13 protein-coding genes are annotated in these 17,499 nt (G+C 59.9%); 6 read left to right on the forward strand and 7 right to left on the reverse strand.

The annotated features are described in order from the left end of the window. Positions 1–110 precede the first annotated feature (110 nt). The 5 genes from ETAA8_RS07145 to ETAA8_RS07165 all read right to left on the reverse strand — a co-directional run bounded on the left by ETAA8_RS07145 (position 111) and on the right by ETAA8_RS07165 (position 5,437). Positions 111–560 carry a hypothetical protein gene (locus ETAA8_RS07145; RefSeq protein WP_145086904.1) on the reverse strand — a complete coding sequence of 150 codons (450 nt, stop codon included), beginning with the start codon at positions 558–560 and terminating at the stop codon, positions 111–113. A gap of 165 nt (positions 561–725) precedes the next feature. Continuing rightward, positions 726–2,048 carry a DUF1501 domain-containing protein gene (locus ETAA8_RS07150; RefSeq protein WP_145086907.1) on the reverse strand — a complete coding sequence of 441 codons (1,323 nt, stop codon included), beginning with the start codon at positions 2,046–2,048 and terminating at the stop codon, positions 726–728. A 94-nt stretch (positions 2,049–2,142) separates the two neighbouring features. Next, positions 2,143–3,540, reverse strand: a complete 1,398-nt coding sequence (locus tag ETAA8_RS07155; RefSeq protein WP_145086909.1) for a DUF1501 domain-containing protein — start codon at positions 3,538–3,540, stop codon at positions 2,143–2,145. Between the two features lie 113 nt (positions 3,541–3,653). Beyond that, complete coding sequence (locus ETAA8_RS07160) at positions 3,654–3,893, reverse strand: hypothetical protein (protein ID WP_145086912.1); 240 nt, start codon at positions 3,891–3,893, stop codon at positions 3,654–3,656. Positions 3,894–4,045: 152 nt separating this feature from the next. Next, a complete protein-coding gene (locus tag ETAA8_RS07165; protein ID WP_145086915.1) occupies positions 4,046–5,437 on the reverse strand; it encodes a hypothetical protein in 1,392 nt (463 codons plus the stop codon). A 477-nt stretch (positions 5,438–5,914) separates the two neighbouring features. On the opposite strand from ETAA8_RS07165, the gene ETAA8_RS07170 reads away from it, so the two are divergent. The 5 genes from ETAA8_RS07170 to ETAA8_RS07185 all read left to right on the forward strand — a co-directional run bounded on the left by ETAA8_RS07170 (position 5,915) and on the right by ETAA8_RS07185 (position 11,694). Next, positions 5,915–6,697, forward strand: a complete 783-nt coding sequence (locus ETAA8_RS07170; RefSeq protein ID WP_145086918.1) for a hypothetical protein — start codon at positions 5,915–5,917, stop codon at positions 6,695–6,697. 566 nt (positions 6,698–7,263) lie between these two features. After that, on the forward strand, positions 7,264–7,425 hold the full coding sequence (locus ETAA8_RS34435) for a hypothetical protein (protein ID WP_202921634.1): 162 nt from the start codon (positions 7,264–7,266) through the stop codon (positions 7,423–7,425). A gap of 363 nt (positions 7,426–7,788) precedes the next feature. Next, a complete protein-coding gene (locus ETAA8_RS07175; protein WP_145086920.1) occupies positions 7,789–8,535 on the forward strand; it encodes a hypothetical protein in 747 nt (248 codons plus the stop codon). Beyond that, entirely contained in the window at positions 8,535–9,488 is a 954-nt protein-coding gene (locus ETAA8_RS07180) for a hypothetical protein (protein WP_145086923.1), read from the forward strand. The genes ETAA8_RS07175 and ETAA8_RS07180 overlap by 1 nt, the downstream gene beginning before the upstream one ends. A 196-nt stretch (positions 9,489–9,684) precedes the next feature. Continuing rightward, positions 9,685–11,694, forward strand: coding sequence for a right-handed parallel beta-helix repeat-containing protein (locus ETAA8_RS07185; protein ID WP_145086925.1), 2,010 nt, complete (start codon positions 9,685–9,687; stop codon positions 11,692–11,694). A 26-nt stretch (positions 11,695–11,720) separates the two neighbouring features. On the opposite strand, the gene ETAA8_RS07190 is transcribed toward ETAA8_RS07185, so the two are convergent. Together ETAA8_RS07190 and ETAA8_RS07195 are read right to left on the reverse strand one after the other, a co-directional pair. Next, a complete protein-coding gene (locus ETAA8_RS07190; protein WP_145086928.1) occupies positions 11,721–15,731 on the reverse strand; it encodes a hypothetical protein in 4,011 nt (1,336 codons plus the stop codon). Positions 15,732–15,949: 218 nt separating this feature from the next. Next, the gene (locus tag ETAA8_RS07195; protein WP_145086931.1) at positions 15,950–16,582 is read right to left on the reverse strand and encodes a hypothetical protein; all 633 of its coding nucleotides are present in this window, start codon (positions 16,580–16,582) and stop codon (positions 15,950–15,952) included. A 169-nt stretch (positions 16,583–16,751) separates the two neighbouring features. Here ETAA8_RS07195 and ETAA8_RS07200 point away from each other — a divergent pair, with 169 nt between their 5' ends. Further along, a complete protein-coding gene (locus ETAA8_RS07200; protein WP_145086934.1) occupies positions 16,752–17,498 on the forward strand; it encodes a hypothetical protein in 747 nt (248 codons plus the stop codon). Position 17,499: the final 1 nt, after the last annotated feature.

Consider the following 17,499-nt stretch of genomic DNA (forward strand, 5'->3'; position numbering starts at 1 on the left):
GAGTGGAATGGGGGCGAATCAGCCCTATGAGACTAGCCGTCCCACCGGCCGTTTGCCAGCATGCGCAGGGAAGAAGCCACAATTGCGGTGTGATCGAATCGTGCGGCGATCTAGGTTAAGGCGCTTAGGTTGAGCATCAGCGCGATTTCGTTCGCGCCGAGCGTTTCGCGCTCGTGGGGTTCTGCAGTCGCCAGGAAGTGGCAAAAGATGATGTCGCTGCCGTTGGTGAGAAACCAGACCTGGCCGAACGGAGGGACATCGGCTTGCACCGGCGGCGGACGGCGGAAAATAGCGGTGCCGAAGGTCCCCAGCTTGCACTCGCCGCTGACCTTGGTGAGCAATTTACCGAAGCGATAATCGGTGCCGAACTTTTCGGCAAACGCCATCAGCTCTGCGGGCGTCGGCTGCGGGGAGGGCCCTTGCCGATGTTCGCTCACCACCACTTGCAGCGCGCCGGTCGCCCGCTCGTCGTTCCACATCAGCGTGGTGGGACCGCGAGCAATCTGCTCCGTGACATCGACCCAATCGTCGGGGAGCCAGAGTTCCAGTTGCAAGGGCACGCGATAAGTCCGGGGAAAAGAGACAAGGACCAGGGAGACCAAGAGCGGAGAGACAAGCAGAAATTAGAGTTGGAGCGGGCAAGAATGCAAATACCCCTGCGGGTGAGGCAGGGGTATTGGGGGAAATCTCAAATGACAAAAGTCAAACAGGAAAAATCTGGCTCGTTACACCAGTTCGGCGATGGGCTTGCCTTTGTCGAGCATATAGACGGGGCGACCGGCGGGGTTCATGAATTGAACCTGCGGATCGATGCCAAGGACGTGGAAGATTGTGGCCATTAGATCTTGCGGGCGGATCGGCGCAGTACCGGGAACATCGACCTTGGGAGCCGATTCGCCAACGACCTGACCCATCTTCAAGCCACCACCGGCGAGCGCAAGCGTGCTGAGTGGGGCCCAGTGATCGCGACCGGCGTTCTTGTTGATGCGTGGCGTACGACCAAATTCGCCCGAGATAACGAGCAAGATCTTCTCATTGAGCCCGCGCTGATAAATGTCTTCGACAAACGCCGAGACGGCCTGATCGAGCTGCGGGCTGCGCTGCTTCATCGAGCGTTCGATGTTGCCGTGCATGTCCCAACCGCCATAAGCGATGGTCACAAAGCCGCAACCGGCTTCGCACAGGCGGCGGGCCGTGAGCATTTGCTTGCCGAGGTCCGAGCCATACTTCTCGCGCGTCTTGCTGCTCTCTTTCGAAATATCGAAGGCCTGGCTGGCGGCCCCGAACATCAGGTCGAAAGCTTGCTGCTCGAACTTGGTCTTGCCGGCCATATCCTGACTGGTGCTAACTTTGCGATTCGCGCTATCGAGCGTGGTCAGCAAGTTACGACGATCGGCCATCCGCTCTTCGGGCACCGACAGGTTCATGTTCTTACGGGCCTGACCTTCTTGATCGAAGGGGCCGTAAGCTGGGCCGAGGAACGCGGGGCCGTCCCCTTGGCGAATCTGCCCCATGCGGACATAGGCGGGCATGCCGGTGACCGGATGATTCGAACCGCGGACGCGCGACAAAATCGAGCCGTAGCCGGGGCGATCGGGAACGCCGCCATTATCGACCTTGCGATTGTCGTAGCCCGTCATCACATAGTGCGTGCCACCCGCGTGACCGCTGTTGGTGTGAGCGAACGAACGGACGAAGGCCATCTTATCGGCGACGCTGGCAATTTTCGGCAGTGTACCGCCGATGGTGACACCGGTCAGATTCGTGGCGACTTCGCCCGTGGCACTGCGATATTCTTCGGGGGCGGACATCTTGGGGTCGAAGGTTTCGACGTGTGTGGCACCACCACCGAGCCACAACCACACGACCGAGGTGTCTTTCACCGCGCGATTGCTGGCCGCGGCTTCAGCCCGCGCTTGCAACAGACCGGGCAGAGACAATGCCCCGAGCCCCATCGTGCCGAGACCAAGGGTGCCGGCTTTCAAAAAGTCGCGGCGGTTCGATCCTGCACAATCGCGATACCGACGGCTGGAAAATAGCTCAAGCATGGCGAGGCTCCGGGAGGGGGGAAGTTGCTTTGAGTTAAAAGTCCTGAGACGTTCGAACACGTCAGCTCAGAACTTAGGACTCAAAAAATGAAACCTAAAACAATTGTTTGATCGGGGGCGTTTCTTCGGCGAGCTTGGTGAGTTCGCGGGGAATGCGGGTATCGAGGCGGAGTTGACCGACATCGAACAGGGTGTGCAGGACGGTCGACATCAGGTTTGCGGTCGAGACGGGTTCAGTATCGGGCACATCGTTCTGCCGGCTGCTCTGGCCGATGACTTGCCCCATCTTCAAGCCGCCACCAGCCAGGGCGAGTGTGCAGAGGCGGGCCCAGTGATCTCGGCCGCCGCGGGCATTCACTTTGGGGGTTCGACCAAAGTCGCCGGTGATAATCAGCAGCACGTCGTCGCTCAGCCCACGCTCTTCCAGATCTTCCAGAAACGCCGAGACCGCTTTATCGAGCGGACGGCCGAGCATTTCCATTCCCGCTGCGACCCCCGGGTTGTTGCCGTCGGAGTGCATGTCCCAGCCCGAACTCTGCACGGTAATAAAACCGCAACCCGCTTCGACCAGACGCCGCGCGAGCAGCATCTGCTTGCCGAGCGAGGAAGGCTGAAAGACTTTTTTGCCGACGCGGAATTCGCGCGTGTCGTAACGCTCGACGAGTCGCTTGTCTTCTTTCTTCAGATCGAAGGCATCACCGGCCCCGCGCAGGACCATCTCGAGCGCCTGTTGCTCGTACTTATCGAGTCCTTGCATCGCGCCGGAAGCATCGACCTGACGATTCAAACGATCGAGTTGCCCAAGCAATGAGCGGCGATCATCGATCCGCTCAGCCGACAACTTCAACTGCATGTTCTTGAGCAGCGTGCTGCCGCCATTCGGATCGAACGCCGCATTCGCCAGGCCCAGCGAACCGGGTCGCGAGCCATTGGCAATGCGGCTGCGCTCGTTGACGTATTGGCCGTCAATCTCTTCGGAAGTGAGCAGGGCATAAGTGGGCAGGCCACTCTCGGGATGATTCGCGCCGCGAATCTTGGCGAAGACCGAGCCCATGCTATAGCCGGCTTTGCCATCACCCGCGGGATCGCTGCCGCCGGACAGGACGTGGGCGATCGCCTTCACGTGGTCGCCAACCGGATGCGTGAAAGAGCGGACCAGCGCCATCTTGTGGGCGTGGCTGGCCAGTTGAGGGAACGTGCCGCCGAACGAGACACCGGGGAGCGACGACTTCACTTCACCCGTAATGCTGCAGTAAGGCGCGGGCGCATCGCTGTTGGGGTTAAACGTTTCAATGTGGCTAGGGCCGCCGCCGAGAAACAACAGCACCACCGATTTATTGCGGAAGTAGTTGAGTTGCTGGCCAGCCTCTTTCGCTGCCAACCACTGAGGAAGTGCCAGGCTGCCGAGGGACAGTGCGCCGATTCGCACAAAGTCGCGCCGGCTTAAGCCAGTGCAATCGGTATTTTGAGCGCCGCAAAACCAGGTAAGCATCGGGACAATCCTTTGGCGGGATGATGCGAACGCGCGCACCACTGGGATTATCGTATCTGAATACGCTGATGGGTCAATGTAATTTTCGAGATTTGGCCCAGAACGGCCAGCGACTATTTCTCGGTCTGCCGAAGATACTCAGTCTGCCGGGGAGCCTGAGCGCTCGCTTGTGGCGCGGAGAGTGTGAAGCCAGCCCCGCAGCCGCACTGATAGACCAGATTGGTGCCGAGGACGCGCGGATTCTTCACCGCAGCCACAATGTCTTCGCCATGCAGCATCGGCTTGGTTTCGAGTAACTTCAGGTCGCTGGAACCGCAGATGGGGCAGGTGCGTTCAGTTGGTGAAATGCTCATGGTTTCACCGTAGTCAGGAGGCAAGATTTCTCCCAGGGAGTCAACTCCCAGAAAAGCCTCTTTGCGGCAGAAATCTTGGCCGATGCAGTGACAGCAGGTCAAATCGTCGCACCCAGAAAGGTGCTTGTCGCAGCCTGATAACGATTGCCGAATCAGCGCGCCGAGCGAACCGCATTGCCGACTGGCAACGAGGGTCGTACGAACCGCTCGAGCAGGCTGGGGTGGGCTGCCAGATTGAAGAGTATCCGACTGCAGATGGCGTTGCTGCGGCCAAGGATATCGCACCGCTGCGCGGGATCGCCCGAGTAAGTCATCATTGCGCCGCACGGTTCGAGCTGCCAATTGGGATCTCGATAGCCACGCAGCGTGGTCTTGCGATCGGCCAGCCAGCAACCAAGGCCAAAGGTGACTTCGGTGGGCTGCGGCGTCGCGGGGCCGGCAGTGAAGCGCGCGTTCGCGGGAATAATGCCCGCCATCATGGCCGCCGAACCGCCGGGCAGAATGAGTTGCCGGCACAGATACGCGGAGCCACTTCCTTCGGCATAAATTCGTCCACCGGCAGCGGCGAACGAACGGAATGATTGCATCAAGCAATGATTGCGGGCCAGTTCCTCCGCATATCGCTCGGGATGACCGCAGCCGATGTAAACCAGGTCCGTCTTGGCTGGCAAGCGTTCGCTGCGCAGGGGTGAAAAATCGGTGAGCGTCGCGCCCGATCGTTCGAGCGCATCGAGCACTTCCGGAAAGCAAAGCCCGAACGCTTCGTCCTGAGCAATCGCAATTTGCACCTGCGGTCCGAACGGCGGCAGCGGTTTGGCAACTTCAAATTGCTGGGGCAGGTTTGGCTTTTGCATGAGCTCACCCAGTTGTCGCTCGTCCCAATGAGGAGACAAATGATCGGCCAGGGCAGTCAATACTTCAGTCGCCGGCGGTGTTTCAGCTGGCCAGGATTCAATGAACGTTCGCAGCGACGACGGCAATTGCAAATAGCCCAGCACCGGAACTCGCCACAGCGATTCCAGTTCGGTTTGCAAGGTCATCGCTTGCTGGAGATTATCTACACCGTCGATGAGCAGGCCGTCGAGTTCGGTGGGAAGTCGTGCCGCGCGACAGGCCTGCAACTGCCGGGCATGCACGAGGCCAAGACGCGGCAGATCGAGCCACTGGCTGAGATTGTTAAAATTCTCTACATCCGCAGTGCGCGATGTGCCTTTTCCGACTGACTGGCACGCTGGACAGTTGCCACCTTCGGGAGCATCGATCAGCACGCCCGTATCGGGACGGCCTACGGCGGCCGAAAAGACTTCGCGGCAGCGCTGCCGGGTCATCGACCAACTGTCCAAATGCCGGGGGCATTTGCCCGTGATTCGTTGCAAGGCCTGATAAGGTGCCGGACAAGCACGAGCCAGAAACGGCACCGGTCGCAGGTTTGCCTGGCGAAAGCGGGCCAGAATGGCCCACACCAGGGCCCGGCATTGTCCGCCAGCCAAAGGGTGGACGAGCCCAAGTCGAGCAGCGGAACCTGGCCGTAACGGGTGACCCATATGCGATTCAATCCAGCGGTGAATGCCCCACGCAATTGACGAATGCACTCTCTGGTGGTGCCGGCGTCGCGATCTTTCAGCGTGAGGGAAAAGGGCCAAACAGCAAACGTAACAGAGCGGGCCGGGAGCTCGACTGGAGCCTTCGCTCGGTCCATTGTTCGAGGGGGGAGACTGTGGGTCAAGCAATAAAAATTGGCGAAAAACGCCATTTCCAGGTCATCAGGTAGATGTTTTTGGCCCAATAATGCCATTTCAGCCAGTCCGAGCCGGTCTTCGCCCGCGGCTGTTCCTGCCCAAGCATTCGTCTTGACTCATCGGTCCCGCTTTGCGAGACTCCGCCCAGTCACTGCCGATTCCCGGCTCGTTGCGCGCGAGAATAACGCCGCTGCGCGTTCGGAGTTGAGTAGTTGAAGCCCGTGTAGTTGAATCAACGACACGATTCTAAAGATGTGTTTCCAAAGACAAGGATGTCTGACAATGAAGCGACCAGGCTGGGAACTGGCGGTGGCAGTGCTCATGGCGGCAGGACTGGTGACTACCGGTGCTGTGGGCTGTGGCAAATCGAACGCTGTCCCCCCCACGCTCGAAACAAGTGGCGTTCAGCCGGGGCAAGCGATCGCTGCGGCACCCGCCAAAGAAGTCCCTGCCGACGCCGCCCCCGATCAAGTCGTCACGGTTTTTCTCGATGCCATGCGGGCCGGCGATGCGGCCACCACCGCAGCCCTGCTGACTGCCAAGGCACGTGAAGAAACGGCCAAGCACGAACTTCCCGTGGCCCCGAATGCGGCGCCCAATGCGCAGTTTCAGGTCGCTCCCGCGCAGTACCTACAAAACAACCCGAATGGGGCCCATGTTCAGGCTCGTTGGGTCGAGGTCTATGGCGACGAAACGATCACCAACGAAGTCATTTGGGTGTTGCGAAAACAACCCGATGGCTGGCGCGTGGCGGGCTTTGCCATTGAGTTGGTGCCGGGGCAAGGGCCCCAGTTCCTGAACTTTGAAGATCCGCTGGATATGATGAATAAGCACAAAGAAGCTTTGGCCGCGGCCGAAGCTGAAGAAGCACGTGTCGCCGCTCAGGCGGCAGCTCAGACCGGTGTCGCGCAAGGAACCCAACCCGGAATTGCACCAATTGACCAACCGGGCACCTTGCCGGCGGGCCAACCGGGCACTTTGCCTGCTGCTCCCGGTGCTTTCCCGGCCGAACCTACCCAACAGGCCACGCAACCGGCATCACCCGAAGGAACGATATTCAAGTAAATGGGTGTTATGGCAACCATTTAACTCTTTCATCAGTAGATACTTAAGTCTGCTATCAGCCTGACCGCCTCGGGTTTTCCCGAGCGCGGTCTTTTGCATTTCTTGCCGACTTCGTCACCTCATCGAGCTATGCTGGAGGACGAGGTGGCAGGGGAACTCCGAGATTACGCAGTCTTCGTAAATTAACGTTGACCGCTTGACATTAGGTATGCCCCTGTTACCTTAGCAGCCTAGCCTGTGTGACCACTGCAGACTTCGTACGTGTAAAGGTTTCGCAAACAGGGCAAGACCACACGAAGAACTGCGGGCCCGCAGGGTACAGAAGGTTGAACCTCGCTCGATTCACGCCGTCGCGTTGCGAGGTATTCCGGTGTTGACGGCAACTTGAGTTGTTTCGCCTTAAGGTACCTTAAAAGGCAAGTGGAGGAATTTAGAATGAACCGTATCGTTATTTTGGGTGTCGCGATTTTCTTCGCGATGGTTGGTTTGGCTTTGATCGGTGGCGAAAAGAAGGCTTCGGCCGCTTTTGGTTGCCACGGTTGTGGTGGCGGTTGCGCCGCTAGCGATTGCTGCAGCAGCTCGTGCTGTGGTGGCCGTCGTCATCGTCGTTGCTGCTCGTCGTCGTGCTGCGCCGCTTCGGATTGCTGCTCGGCTTCGTCTTGCTGCTCGTCGTCGTGCTGCGGTGGCCGCAAGCACCGCCGTCGCTGCTGCTCGTCGAGCTGCTATAGCTCGTGCGGCGGTTGCGGTGGTTACAGCTGTGGTGGTTGCGCTGCCGCTGCTCCGGCTGCTGCTCCTGCCGATGCTCCAGCTCCGGCCCCTGTCGAAGCTCCTAAGTAGTATTGAAAGTTCGGATCCACAGGCTTTGTGTTTAACCGGAAGGCAGCTCCCCTGTTGCTGCCCGCTGGTGTCCGACGAATTCGCAGAAAGACCGGGTCTCACGGCGGGATCCGGTCTTTCTTTTTTCTTGCCGCAGCACGTTGCGTTTTTACCGCACGTCAGCCGCGATTGACCTAGACTCTCGTAGGCCCGCCTCGCGGCGCTAGCGCCCGCCATTATCCCCCTTCAAACGCGTAGTGAGACGCAACCTTCCGATGGCCAGTAAACAACCCAGTCCGGAGCGCGCTCCAGCCGAGTGGAATTCCACCTGGCGCGGCGTCGCCTCGTTGCTGATTTTCATCCATTTGTTCTGCGTCTTCACGGTGCTCGCTTCCAATCACCTGCGCTCACCGTTGCAGGCTCGACTGGTCGAAGTGTTTAGCGCTTATACCCAGCTGCTTAACTTCGATCCGGACTTCACGCCGTACTACCTCGTCTCGGGACCGACGACCGACGACTGCGAGATCGTCCTCGATCTATATGCCGATGGCGAGAAGCCGGTGGCCCAGCAATCACTGCTGAAAACCGTTCGCCTCCCCGATCAAGGCTCGAAGCTGCTCGGCAGTCAGCGGCGCTACATCACACTGGCCCGCATGGTTGCCACGTTTGCCAATCCCGAGAACGAACTCGACGAAATGTCGGGCGAAATCGCCCGCGCCGTGGGGGCCCGCATCATGCTCGAAAATGGTGCCCGCCGCTGCGTCTTCCGCTGTGTGCAGCGGAGTAGCCAGCCCATCAATCTCGATGATCTTCGTCCCGGTTTCCCGCGCGACAACCCGCGCGCTCCGCAGTACGAACTCCTCGCTTATGAAGCCGACGTCTGGTTCGACGAAGACAACCAGGTGCAAGCCATCAAGCGCTCGGCCCGCAACGAAGTCGCGCCGCGCCAAGGTGCTTCGCAATCAGCTCCCGCCACGCCAGCCCCCGCGGTTCAAGCCCCTTCAGTTCAAGGAGGCTCCTAATGCTCATGAAACAACAGGCCATCTCGTATTGGGAAGATCTGACCACGACCTTTGGCGAAAGCTGGAACGCGTTCTGGTTCACCCCTGCTAGTTCGCAGCCGCTAGCCATTGTCCGCATTGGCACGGGGCTGCTCGCCACGATTCACTTTCTGTCGTATTGGGCCGACCTTACGCGCTGGTTCGCGCCGAACGGCTTGCTGCCGGCGGAAACGGTTCGCCGTTTGACCGAAGAAGACGGCGTCATCAACTACAACTTCACGTTGCTGCAGATGGTCACCAAGCCCAACGAGATTTGGGTCTTCGAGATCATCGCGATCGTCGCCTCGCTGCTACTTGCGATTGGCTTGTTCAGCCGCGTGTCGGCCGCTGTTTCGCTCATCATGCTCCTCAGCTTCGTGCATCGCGCGCCGATGATCAGCGGCTTTGGTGAGCCGATCCTCTCGATGCTGCTGTTCTATCTATGCCTGGCCCCCAGTGGCGAATGGCTCAGTGTGAATGCCTGGTGGAAAGGGCGCAAGCAGACCGATCATGGAACTGCCGAAGTCCCCGCTCCGTCGGTGCTCGCCAATATTGGCATCCGCCTGATACAGGTTCACCTGGCGGCCTTCATCTTCATGATGGGCCTCTCGAAACTTTCCGCCGAACCGTGGTGGACCGGGGATGCCGTCTGGTACATGATCGCTCAAACAACTTCGCGACCGGTCGACCTCAGTTCACTCCGCGCTTCCCCCTTTGTCATCAATGCCTGGACCCACGCCCTGCTCGCGTTCGAGTTCGCGTTTCCCATTCTGATTTGGAATCGCTTTGCTCGTCCCCTACTGCTGGGCATTGGCGTCGCGCTTTGGTTGTCACTCGCCTTAGTCAGTGGGCACTTAATCTTTTGCCTCACCCTGATCGTCGCCGCTGCTGCTTTCTGGCCGTGGAATCTTCAGCCCGCCCCGCGCACTGCCTAAATTCCTCCGCACATTCAAACGCCCCCGCCGCACGTGTATAAAACCGGGGGCGGGGGTTCAGTGGCTTATGCACTACGGCTGGTGCATGATTCCTTGGAAAACGCCCAAGTCTTGCTTTTGACCCTGATTCATCGGACGATGCTTGATCCCGCGGCCCCTCGTCGCGAACGAGCTACATCGTGCGAAGGATCCTGTCATGCTGAACTTAAGCAACCGAGCCACAATCGGGCTATCAATTTTTGTCGCGGTCTTGCTTACCGCCGTCGATGGCTTTCAGGCCGATATTAGCGCCGCAGACTCTCCCGTCCGCTCGCATCCTTCACTGCGCACGGTGCCACCAGCTGCCCAGCGACCACTGGCAAAGGGAGTGGCTCGCTTTGTTGATGCAAAAAATGGGGACGATGCCAAGTCAGGCGCCGAGGCAATGCCGTGGCGCACCCTCGCGCACGCTTGCGGTCAGTTGCAACCGGGCGAGACACTTTATCTGCGCGGCGGAACCTATTACGAACCCCTCTACCTCGGACTTCAGGGCCGCGCTGATGCCCCCATTACCATTCGCAGTTATCCGGGTGAGCAGGCCATCGTTGATGGCAGCTTGCGACAATTCAGCGAGACGCCGGAGAAAATCTGGGAGCCATGTGCCGGCGGAAGTGCGGGAGAATATCGCACCGTTAATCGTTGGCCAAATCTGCGCGACGTGATTGGTTACTTCGGCGATTCGCAAGTCGGGCTGCAAACGTATTGGCATCGGCAAGACTTGCAGTCCACCAGCGAAACCTTCACTGGCACCGGTGGCAAGGGTGCTGCCGATAAAGACGTCGATCCGATTTATCTCGGCCCCGGCCTGTGGTACGACCAGCAAACGGGCTATCTCCATTGCCGACTCTCGCACACTCAGTTGCCGGCACCACTCACCAACTATCGCGGTGAAACCGACCCGCGCAAGTTGCCGCTGACGATCGCCGCCTATCGCAGCACACCGCTGTTTCTTGATCAGGCCGAGCATGTGCAGTTGCAAGACCTGGTGATTCGCGGCGGCGGCTATGTCACGGTGCTCATGGAACAAGCGAAGCATGTCGCCCTCGACAACGTTACCATTTTCGCTGGCGGCTACGGGATTCGCGCGATTAGCACGACTGACCTCTCGCTGACAAATTGCGGCTTGCATGGCAGCCTCGCGCCGTGGACGTTTCGCAGCGATGCCAGCAAGCGCGACTATCCTGGCCGGCCGCACCGCAATATCTCGCGACTCAATACGCACGCGCTGATCGAACTCGATGCGGGGCGCGAATCGAGCGTGTGGGCCACCCCGCAAAACGATCGGTGGAAGATTTCGCATTGCCACTTCACCGACTCGCACGACGGCGTCTATCTCGGCGCAATGAACGTGGAGTTCGATCACAATCTGATCGAGAACATGCAGGACGATGGGATTTACCTCAGCCCCATGTATCAACGGCACAAGCTCGACGGCATCGACCCCAAGCTTGTCATTCACCACAACGTCTTTCGTCAACTCCTCACGGCGCTCGCCTTCGGCGGCAACGAGCCGAATACCCACGACCTGATTTACGTCTATCGGAACATTTTCGATCTCCGCCAGCCGATCATGGCTAGTCGCATGAGCGAGACAAAACCGGAGCCTTCGCTCACGAGCGGCAAATTGATTGGCGATCATGGTTCGCCACCCTGGTCGACAACGACGATTGCCTTCAACACGGTAATTGCCTCGGGCTGTCGGGACGCGGGAATGACCGCGGCTGGAGCTGCCTCGCTCGAACGTCCGCGGCGGGTTTTCAACAACCTGTTCATCCATACCGATCGGCTGCCGGCGATTTCCCTCCCTGCGGTCGGCCTGAATTTGATTAGCGATGGAAACCTGTATTGGGCGGAGTCTATTGACGCGAAGACGACCGACGCCTTTTTCAAAAAGTATCGGGCCACGCCATTCCTGGCTGAAAACAAAAAGCTGTACGAAGCGGGCTCCGAAAGTCATTCGCTGATCGCCGATCCAAAACTAATGAAGCTGGCCGCCGAACCGGCCCAGAGCGACTATCGAATTCAAACGGGGAGCGCTGCCATCAACTCGGGGGTCGAGCTTGCCTGGGAAGGCTTCGACCCGCTCAGCAAAGAAGATCAAGGCCAGCCCGATCTGGGCGCTATTCCACACGGCGGCGCAATGTTCGAAGTCGGCCGACATCGCTAACTTGCCCGCTCAGCAAAACAAATTCGCTAGCGAGTCTTCTTCTCGCTGCGGCCCGACCACCACGAGCGGAAGCGGTCCATCATGCCGGGCTTTTCTTCGGCCTCGCGTTCGGCACGGGCTGTTTCCCGGTCGCGGTCTCCCCGGTCACGATCGCGCCGATCTTGCTCGACCACTTGCGCGGGTGTGAGCGCGGGCACGATGGGGGGCGTCACTTGCTTCACTACATTGTTGAGCGCGTTCGTCGCCGCTGCAGCGCCCGGAATCGTCGGCAGCTTTGGTCCCGTTTCCACCGGTGCGACGGGGCGCAGCGTGGATTCGAGCGGTTCGACCGCAACATGATGCCGCAGGTATTGGGGCCAGTAACTGGCCAAGTAGCGTTGGCAGGGTATGAGTTGGCCAGCCGTGAGTTGGAAGTCGGCTGCGGCGATGCTCTTGAGCAGTTCATCCCGCTCGTGGTCGTCGAACCATAAATCGAAGACTTGCACTTCGTCGACCCAAACTTCTCCTTCGTCCATCAGGTCGAAGCCGATGCGCAAATCGGTTAAGCCACTCAGCGGCAAATCGGTCAGCGGAAAACGGTACGACGTCCACTCATTTTGCAGTTGCACCTTCAGCGGCTTGCCATCTTCGCTCAGTCCCACGTTCGACCAGCGATAATATGGCTGACCATCGAGCTTTCCTTCAATGGCCAATCGTAACCGCGGCTGACGGGCCGGATCGGCCACGCGAAGATGAGCCACGACGGAAATGCGCCCCGTTGTGGGTACCGCGATTGGTTCGCTGCGAACCCACACGGGCGACGCGCGACCGGTCAGCGGATCGCGCGAGCTTTGTAAATGTAAGGACTGGCGGCTATCGAGCGCCTGTTCGGTGTCGATGCCCACGTGAACCTGCGGGCCCTGCGCGTGCACCCAACCCAGCGGTTCCCCTTGGTCGTCAATACGCTCGAACGAAGGATTGGTCAGGACTTCGCGCGACTGGGGCGAACGGAGAGCATTGGCGCGATAACGAAGTTGGCGCACTTGCTCGCGCAGATGCTCGGCCACATCGTCGGGCAGCGTTGTTCGCCAACTGTCGACGATCACTTGTGGATTGTTGATCTCGCCACCGACCAGGTCGTAGGGTTCCATTCGCACAGTCCACGTAGTGCGTGTGCCTTGCGTCGTGGAATTTGCCTCGCGCTGCGAGGTGTAGGGCTCGATGTTAATCTTTGTCGCCGCGTGCCAATCGATGGCTACGGTGATCGGCCAGGGAGAATCGTTGGTGACGTAGAAGTAAGTCTTTCCCCGGCGAGACAACGTGCGAACCACCGCGGGCTGCAAGTTCGTGCCAGTTGACCGCGGCTGAACTGTTTGGAAAGGCTCGTCCGGCAAGCGGCGAAACACCTTCAGCAGTGAGTTGAGAGAACTCTCTTGTCCGAGGGGCAATAGCCAGCCGCCATCGATGAGCATGCGCGTATCGGTCTGGGCGATCGCATGCACGAAGCGTTCGCGATTGAAGCCATCGGAGGGGACCAGTTGAGGCACGAGCCAGAGCCTGGTCTGCTCCGCACCGAAGGGACTTACCCGATCGAACGAGGGCAAGGCCAGGGGGGACGGTTCGAGCGCGGAATGCGTGGCCGCTGCCGACCCCGTGAAGAGCGCCGTCTGGTCGTTGTTCTGTCCCCACGCGTGATACGCGGTCGAAAGGCCGAGAAACTCGGGCGCGACGCGCTGGGGCCGAGGCACCACAATCAGATTATCGGCCGCGAACTGCTTGGGGTCGAAGGCAATCGCTTGAAAGGCAGCCGCAGCTTGTTCCTGGGCAGGAAGAGTAGGTCTGAGGGCGAATTGCAAGCTGCGTGAAGTCAGCAGTTCGCTGGAAAGGACGAACAGCTTGCCCCCGGCGCGATGTTGTTCCACCGTTTGTTGCAGTTGACGATAGAAGGCAGCGATCCGCTGTGTGCGCCATTGTGTCCAGGCCGCATGGGCTGTCGTGCGCAGGGCGTTGGTCGCTTCGGTTCGCCACTGCGGGTTCCGCACGTCGAGCGACGACAGCACAACGCCCGATTGCTGCTGAAAGGCAAACAGGGTCCGGTCGTCGCAGCTACTCAAATCTTCGGGCAGCAGTGCATACGACTCGGGGCCGAGTTGCAAACCGATGCCGGTGAGCGAAGGATGCGCGCCATAGCGGCCTGCCAACTCGGCGACCACATTTTGCATCGCCGCTTGGACTCGCTCATCAAGCGGATTGTAATAAGGGGCTAGTCCCCGACGCGGTGAACGACGGCTAAGGAGTGGCCGGCCGTCCGCGCCCACGGGTTCAATGCCAATCGAGCCGGCCGGATCGAGGAGCCGTTGCCGTTCCAGTTCAGGAAGGGGCGTAGTGAATTGGAGCGAGGGAACGCATTGCACTCCCGCGCGGTCGCACAAGCGGAGGAGCAGTTCGAGCACGTCCTTGCGCAGTGGATCCTGGCCACTCTCGAAGAACAGGCCGGTATCGTAGCGGGGCGTCGGTTGCAGCAACTCGCTGGGATAGAGCGAACTTCCTTCGCACAGGACCGGCAGCATGATGCAGCCGCTGCCGCTGTGTTGCAGATATTCCACCAGTCGTGTCGTCGCAAAATAGAACGTGACCCAATCGTCGAGCGTACGGCCCGTCGTAAGATCGAGCGCTTCTCCAGCGGAGAAATTCTCCGGCAGTAGTGGTCGTTCGAGGCACGAGGCGAACATTCGCTGCGAGTAATTCGTTGGTGGAAAGCGCAGAGGAGGCAAATTCACTGGCCCCGCCTGCAAGCTGATCTTGCCGAACCAGGCACCCTGGCCCGTGCGTCGATTGGTCAGCAGCACCACCGGTGCCTTCGTCTGTGGCCAGAAGATCAAACGATGGCGCAACACTTTCGCTGCTACACCCGCGCCCACCGGCGAAACCTCAACACCACTATCAAGGCCGATCGGCGTGACTTGTCCCGCGGCATTTGGCTCGACAATGCTGATGCCCAGGCTCTGTGGCATGTCGCTCGGATATTCGATCTGCAACACATGCGGCCGGCCGATCTCTTCGACCGACAGTGGATAGGCTTGCCAGGTGTTGGTCGGCAGTTCAATCCAGGTGCGGCCGAGATGTTCGCGAACCGCCGTGGCTCCGTTGCTCAAGGGTTCGGTCGTCAGGCCGGGAAGTTTCGGCAGGGTCGGAATGCGGGCCATCCGCTCCCACCAGCGTGGATTCGCGGGATCGATCTCCCAGGTAGTTTTCCAATCGACGTTGGTCGACGGCACGCGCTGCACCGGATTGACGATGACCAACTGCACGCGCCGCTCGGCAATCGGCTTGCCACGCAGCAAGGGCGAAGTAAGCCGCTTGAGATAGAGCGACAGGACAACGTCGTACACCCCTTCATCGATCGGCAGTGGCATATCGACCGCGCTGACCGCAAGTGCCGCACCAACTTCATCGGTTTTGATCTCCAGGTCGAGGCGATTCCGTTCGGCACCTCCCCGAGCATCGACGAGCGTCGCCGTCATCAAATAGGCCGTGTTCGGCGTCAGCGGCAAGGCATTGGGAATAACCTCGCAACTGAACTTCTCGCCCGGTTCGAACACCAGATGATCCCGCGCAAGCTTGACCCGCAGCCCGTCACCCGGAGCGCGTTGTACCAGGAGTCGATTGCGATCCTGATCGAGATTCAGGCTATGAAAGCCCTGCTTGAGTTTTTCGAGTGGCAGTTCGATCGCTTCGCCACCGGCGGTCCCAGCGGGAAAGAGTTTTACTTTCAGCACGGCATCGGCAGGCGCTTTCACATGCATATCGCAACCGTCGTAGGTCCGCGGCGAACGAGGAAAGATTCGCAGCACTTGGGGATTGATCAGTTGCATCGCGCCGGGCGAATCGGCTTCCAGTCCCAACGGCTGACTCGAAATCAGTTCGCCGGCACTCAGTTCGATCAGTCCTTGCCAGGAGCAGGCTTCGCCGCCACCCCAGGCCAAACGCAAACGAAGGTCGAGATCGGCGGCAGGGAGCGGCGCGCAGAATAAGATCGCAGCCAATGCGAAGAGCATTGGTCGCAACCATCGCAGGCACGTTTGTCGTGCGCGATGAAGCTCGAATTGCGGACCTCCCTGTCCGGTCATCGTCGTACGCCAGTGACTGTGCGCCACAGGCGGTTTTCTCCCTTGCATGAACGATTCACCTGCCGCATCGTGCGCAGGCAGTAACCCGCGGAGATTATAGACCGCAGGGGCCCGAATGGCCTACAGGAGAATTACGCGAGCTAGCACTACTCGCTAGCGGGGAGCAGCAGCGAGTTGGTGCAAGATTGCGGTCCAGCCGAGAGAGTACGTGCTTCGTGTCGCAATCGCTGCACGGCAGCGCGCAGGCGATCCGCCTCGGCATATTGCCCCAGATCTTCGTGATCGGCAGCTAGCGATTCCAACGACCGGGCGATCACGCGCAACTGGCCAGCAGCGAGTTGCAACTCATCAACGCTTGGCGCGGTGGGTGCCAGGGGCAGCGAATGATCGGTGCCAGTCTGCCGCTGGGCAGCGGCAACCCGGTCCAGGGCTGCCGAGAAATCTTGTTCCTGCACGGGACCGCCCAACTTCTCCAGCAAACTACCTTTAAGCACGCTGCCGCGGCGGTGATGCACCGTGCCCGCTTCAATTTGCCACTCCGGCCGATCCCCTGGTTTCTTGGCATTCTGATTGGGGCGTCCCGCTGTCGCCTCGGCTTCGGCTTGGGCCGCGCGCAGCAACACAGCTTCTGACACCGGTTTGGGCAACAACGCTTCGGTGGACGCCGGGGGAACTGGTTCGGTTTTCTCTTCCGCGCTGACCAGGCTACCAGGCATTACAAAAACCAAGCCCACAAGTAGGCAGCAATGGCGAGCACTGGCGAAACGAACGTCGGTCATGTCTCTGCTCCGGCGAGAATAGGAAGGCGGCGAATTGTAAGCGGTCGCCTCCGTTGTCCGAAAGACAAACTGGGCAAGTTGCTGGCCGGCGCATTCCACCCTGCTGGCAGAATAGTAAGATGGGGGCGCTACAGGCAATTCAAGTTTGGTTTCGCCGGAGATCGATGACATGCGCTGGAAATTTCTGGGCTCGCTACTGGCACTCGCCCTGCTCGCGGGCTGTGGCGGCAGCGAAAGTCCTGCCACTTCCGATGGTGGCGATGGTGGAGAAGAAGCGGACACCGGAGCTGTGGCCGCCATCAAGAGTTACTCCGCTGCCGACTTGCCCGAGGTTGACGCCCCGCTGCCACCGCAAGATCAGGGGCGAGTCGTGTTCGCCCTGCCCACGGGATGGAAGACCTTATCGCGCAATCCCAAGTTTCTCGCCGCCTTTGTTCCCGAGGATGGAAGCGCCACCAAGTTGCCCCGCATTACAGTTGCGGCGATCGATCCGCCGGTCGCCGACACAAGCACCACGACGCTCGACAACGTTGCCCACTTGGCAGAAGCTCTCAGCGCGCCAGCTTTGCTGGAAGGGAAGAAGCTTGAGGAGTCACCCAAGCCGGTGGAACTCGGCGGCTTGGCTTGGGTGCGGCACGTGCGCCGCGCGTCGCACAACGATTCGCCCGCGGCCATTCAGTCGCTGCAAACCGTTCGCAGCGGACGGCTGTACACCGTGGAACTGACGGTGACTGCCACCACCAATCCCAGCAAACACGATCGGCTGATCTATTCGAAGTCGTTGCAGGCGCACCGCGACTATGCCTACGCCGTGGCCGCCAACATGAAGTTCCCCAAGGATGACGCGGGCTCAGTTGTGCCTGCCGCCGAGGGAGAAGCCAATCCAACACCGGCCGAAGAGAAGAAAGCGGAATAGC

It is taken from the genome of Anatilimnocola aggregata, from assembly GCF_007747655.1.
Lineage (GTDB): Bacteria > Planctomycetota > Planctomycetia > Pirellulales > Pirellulaceae > Anatilimnocola > Anatilimnocola aggregata.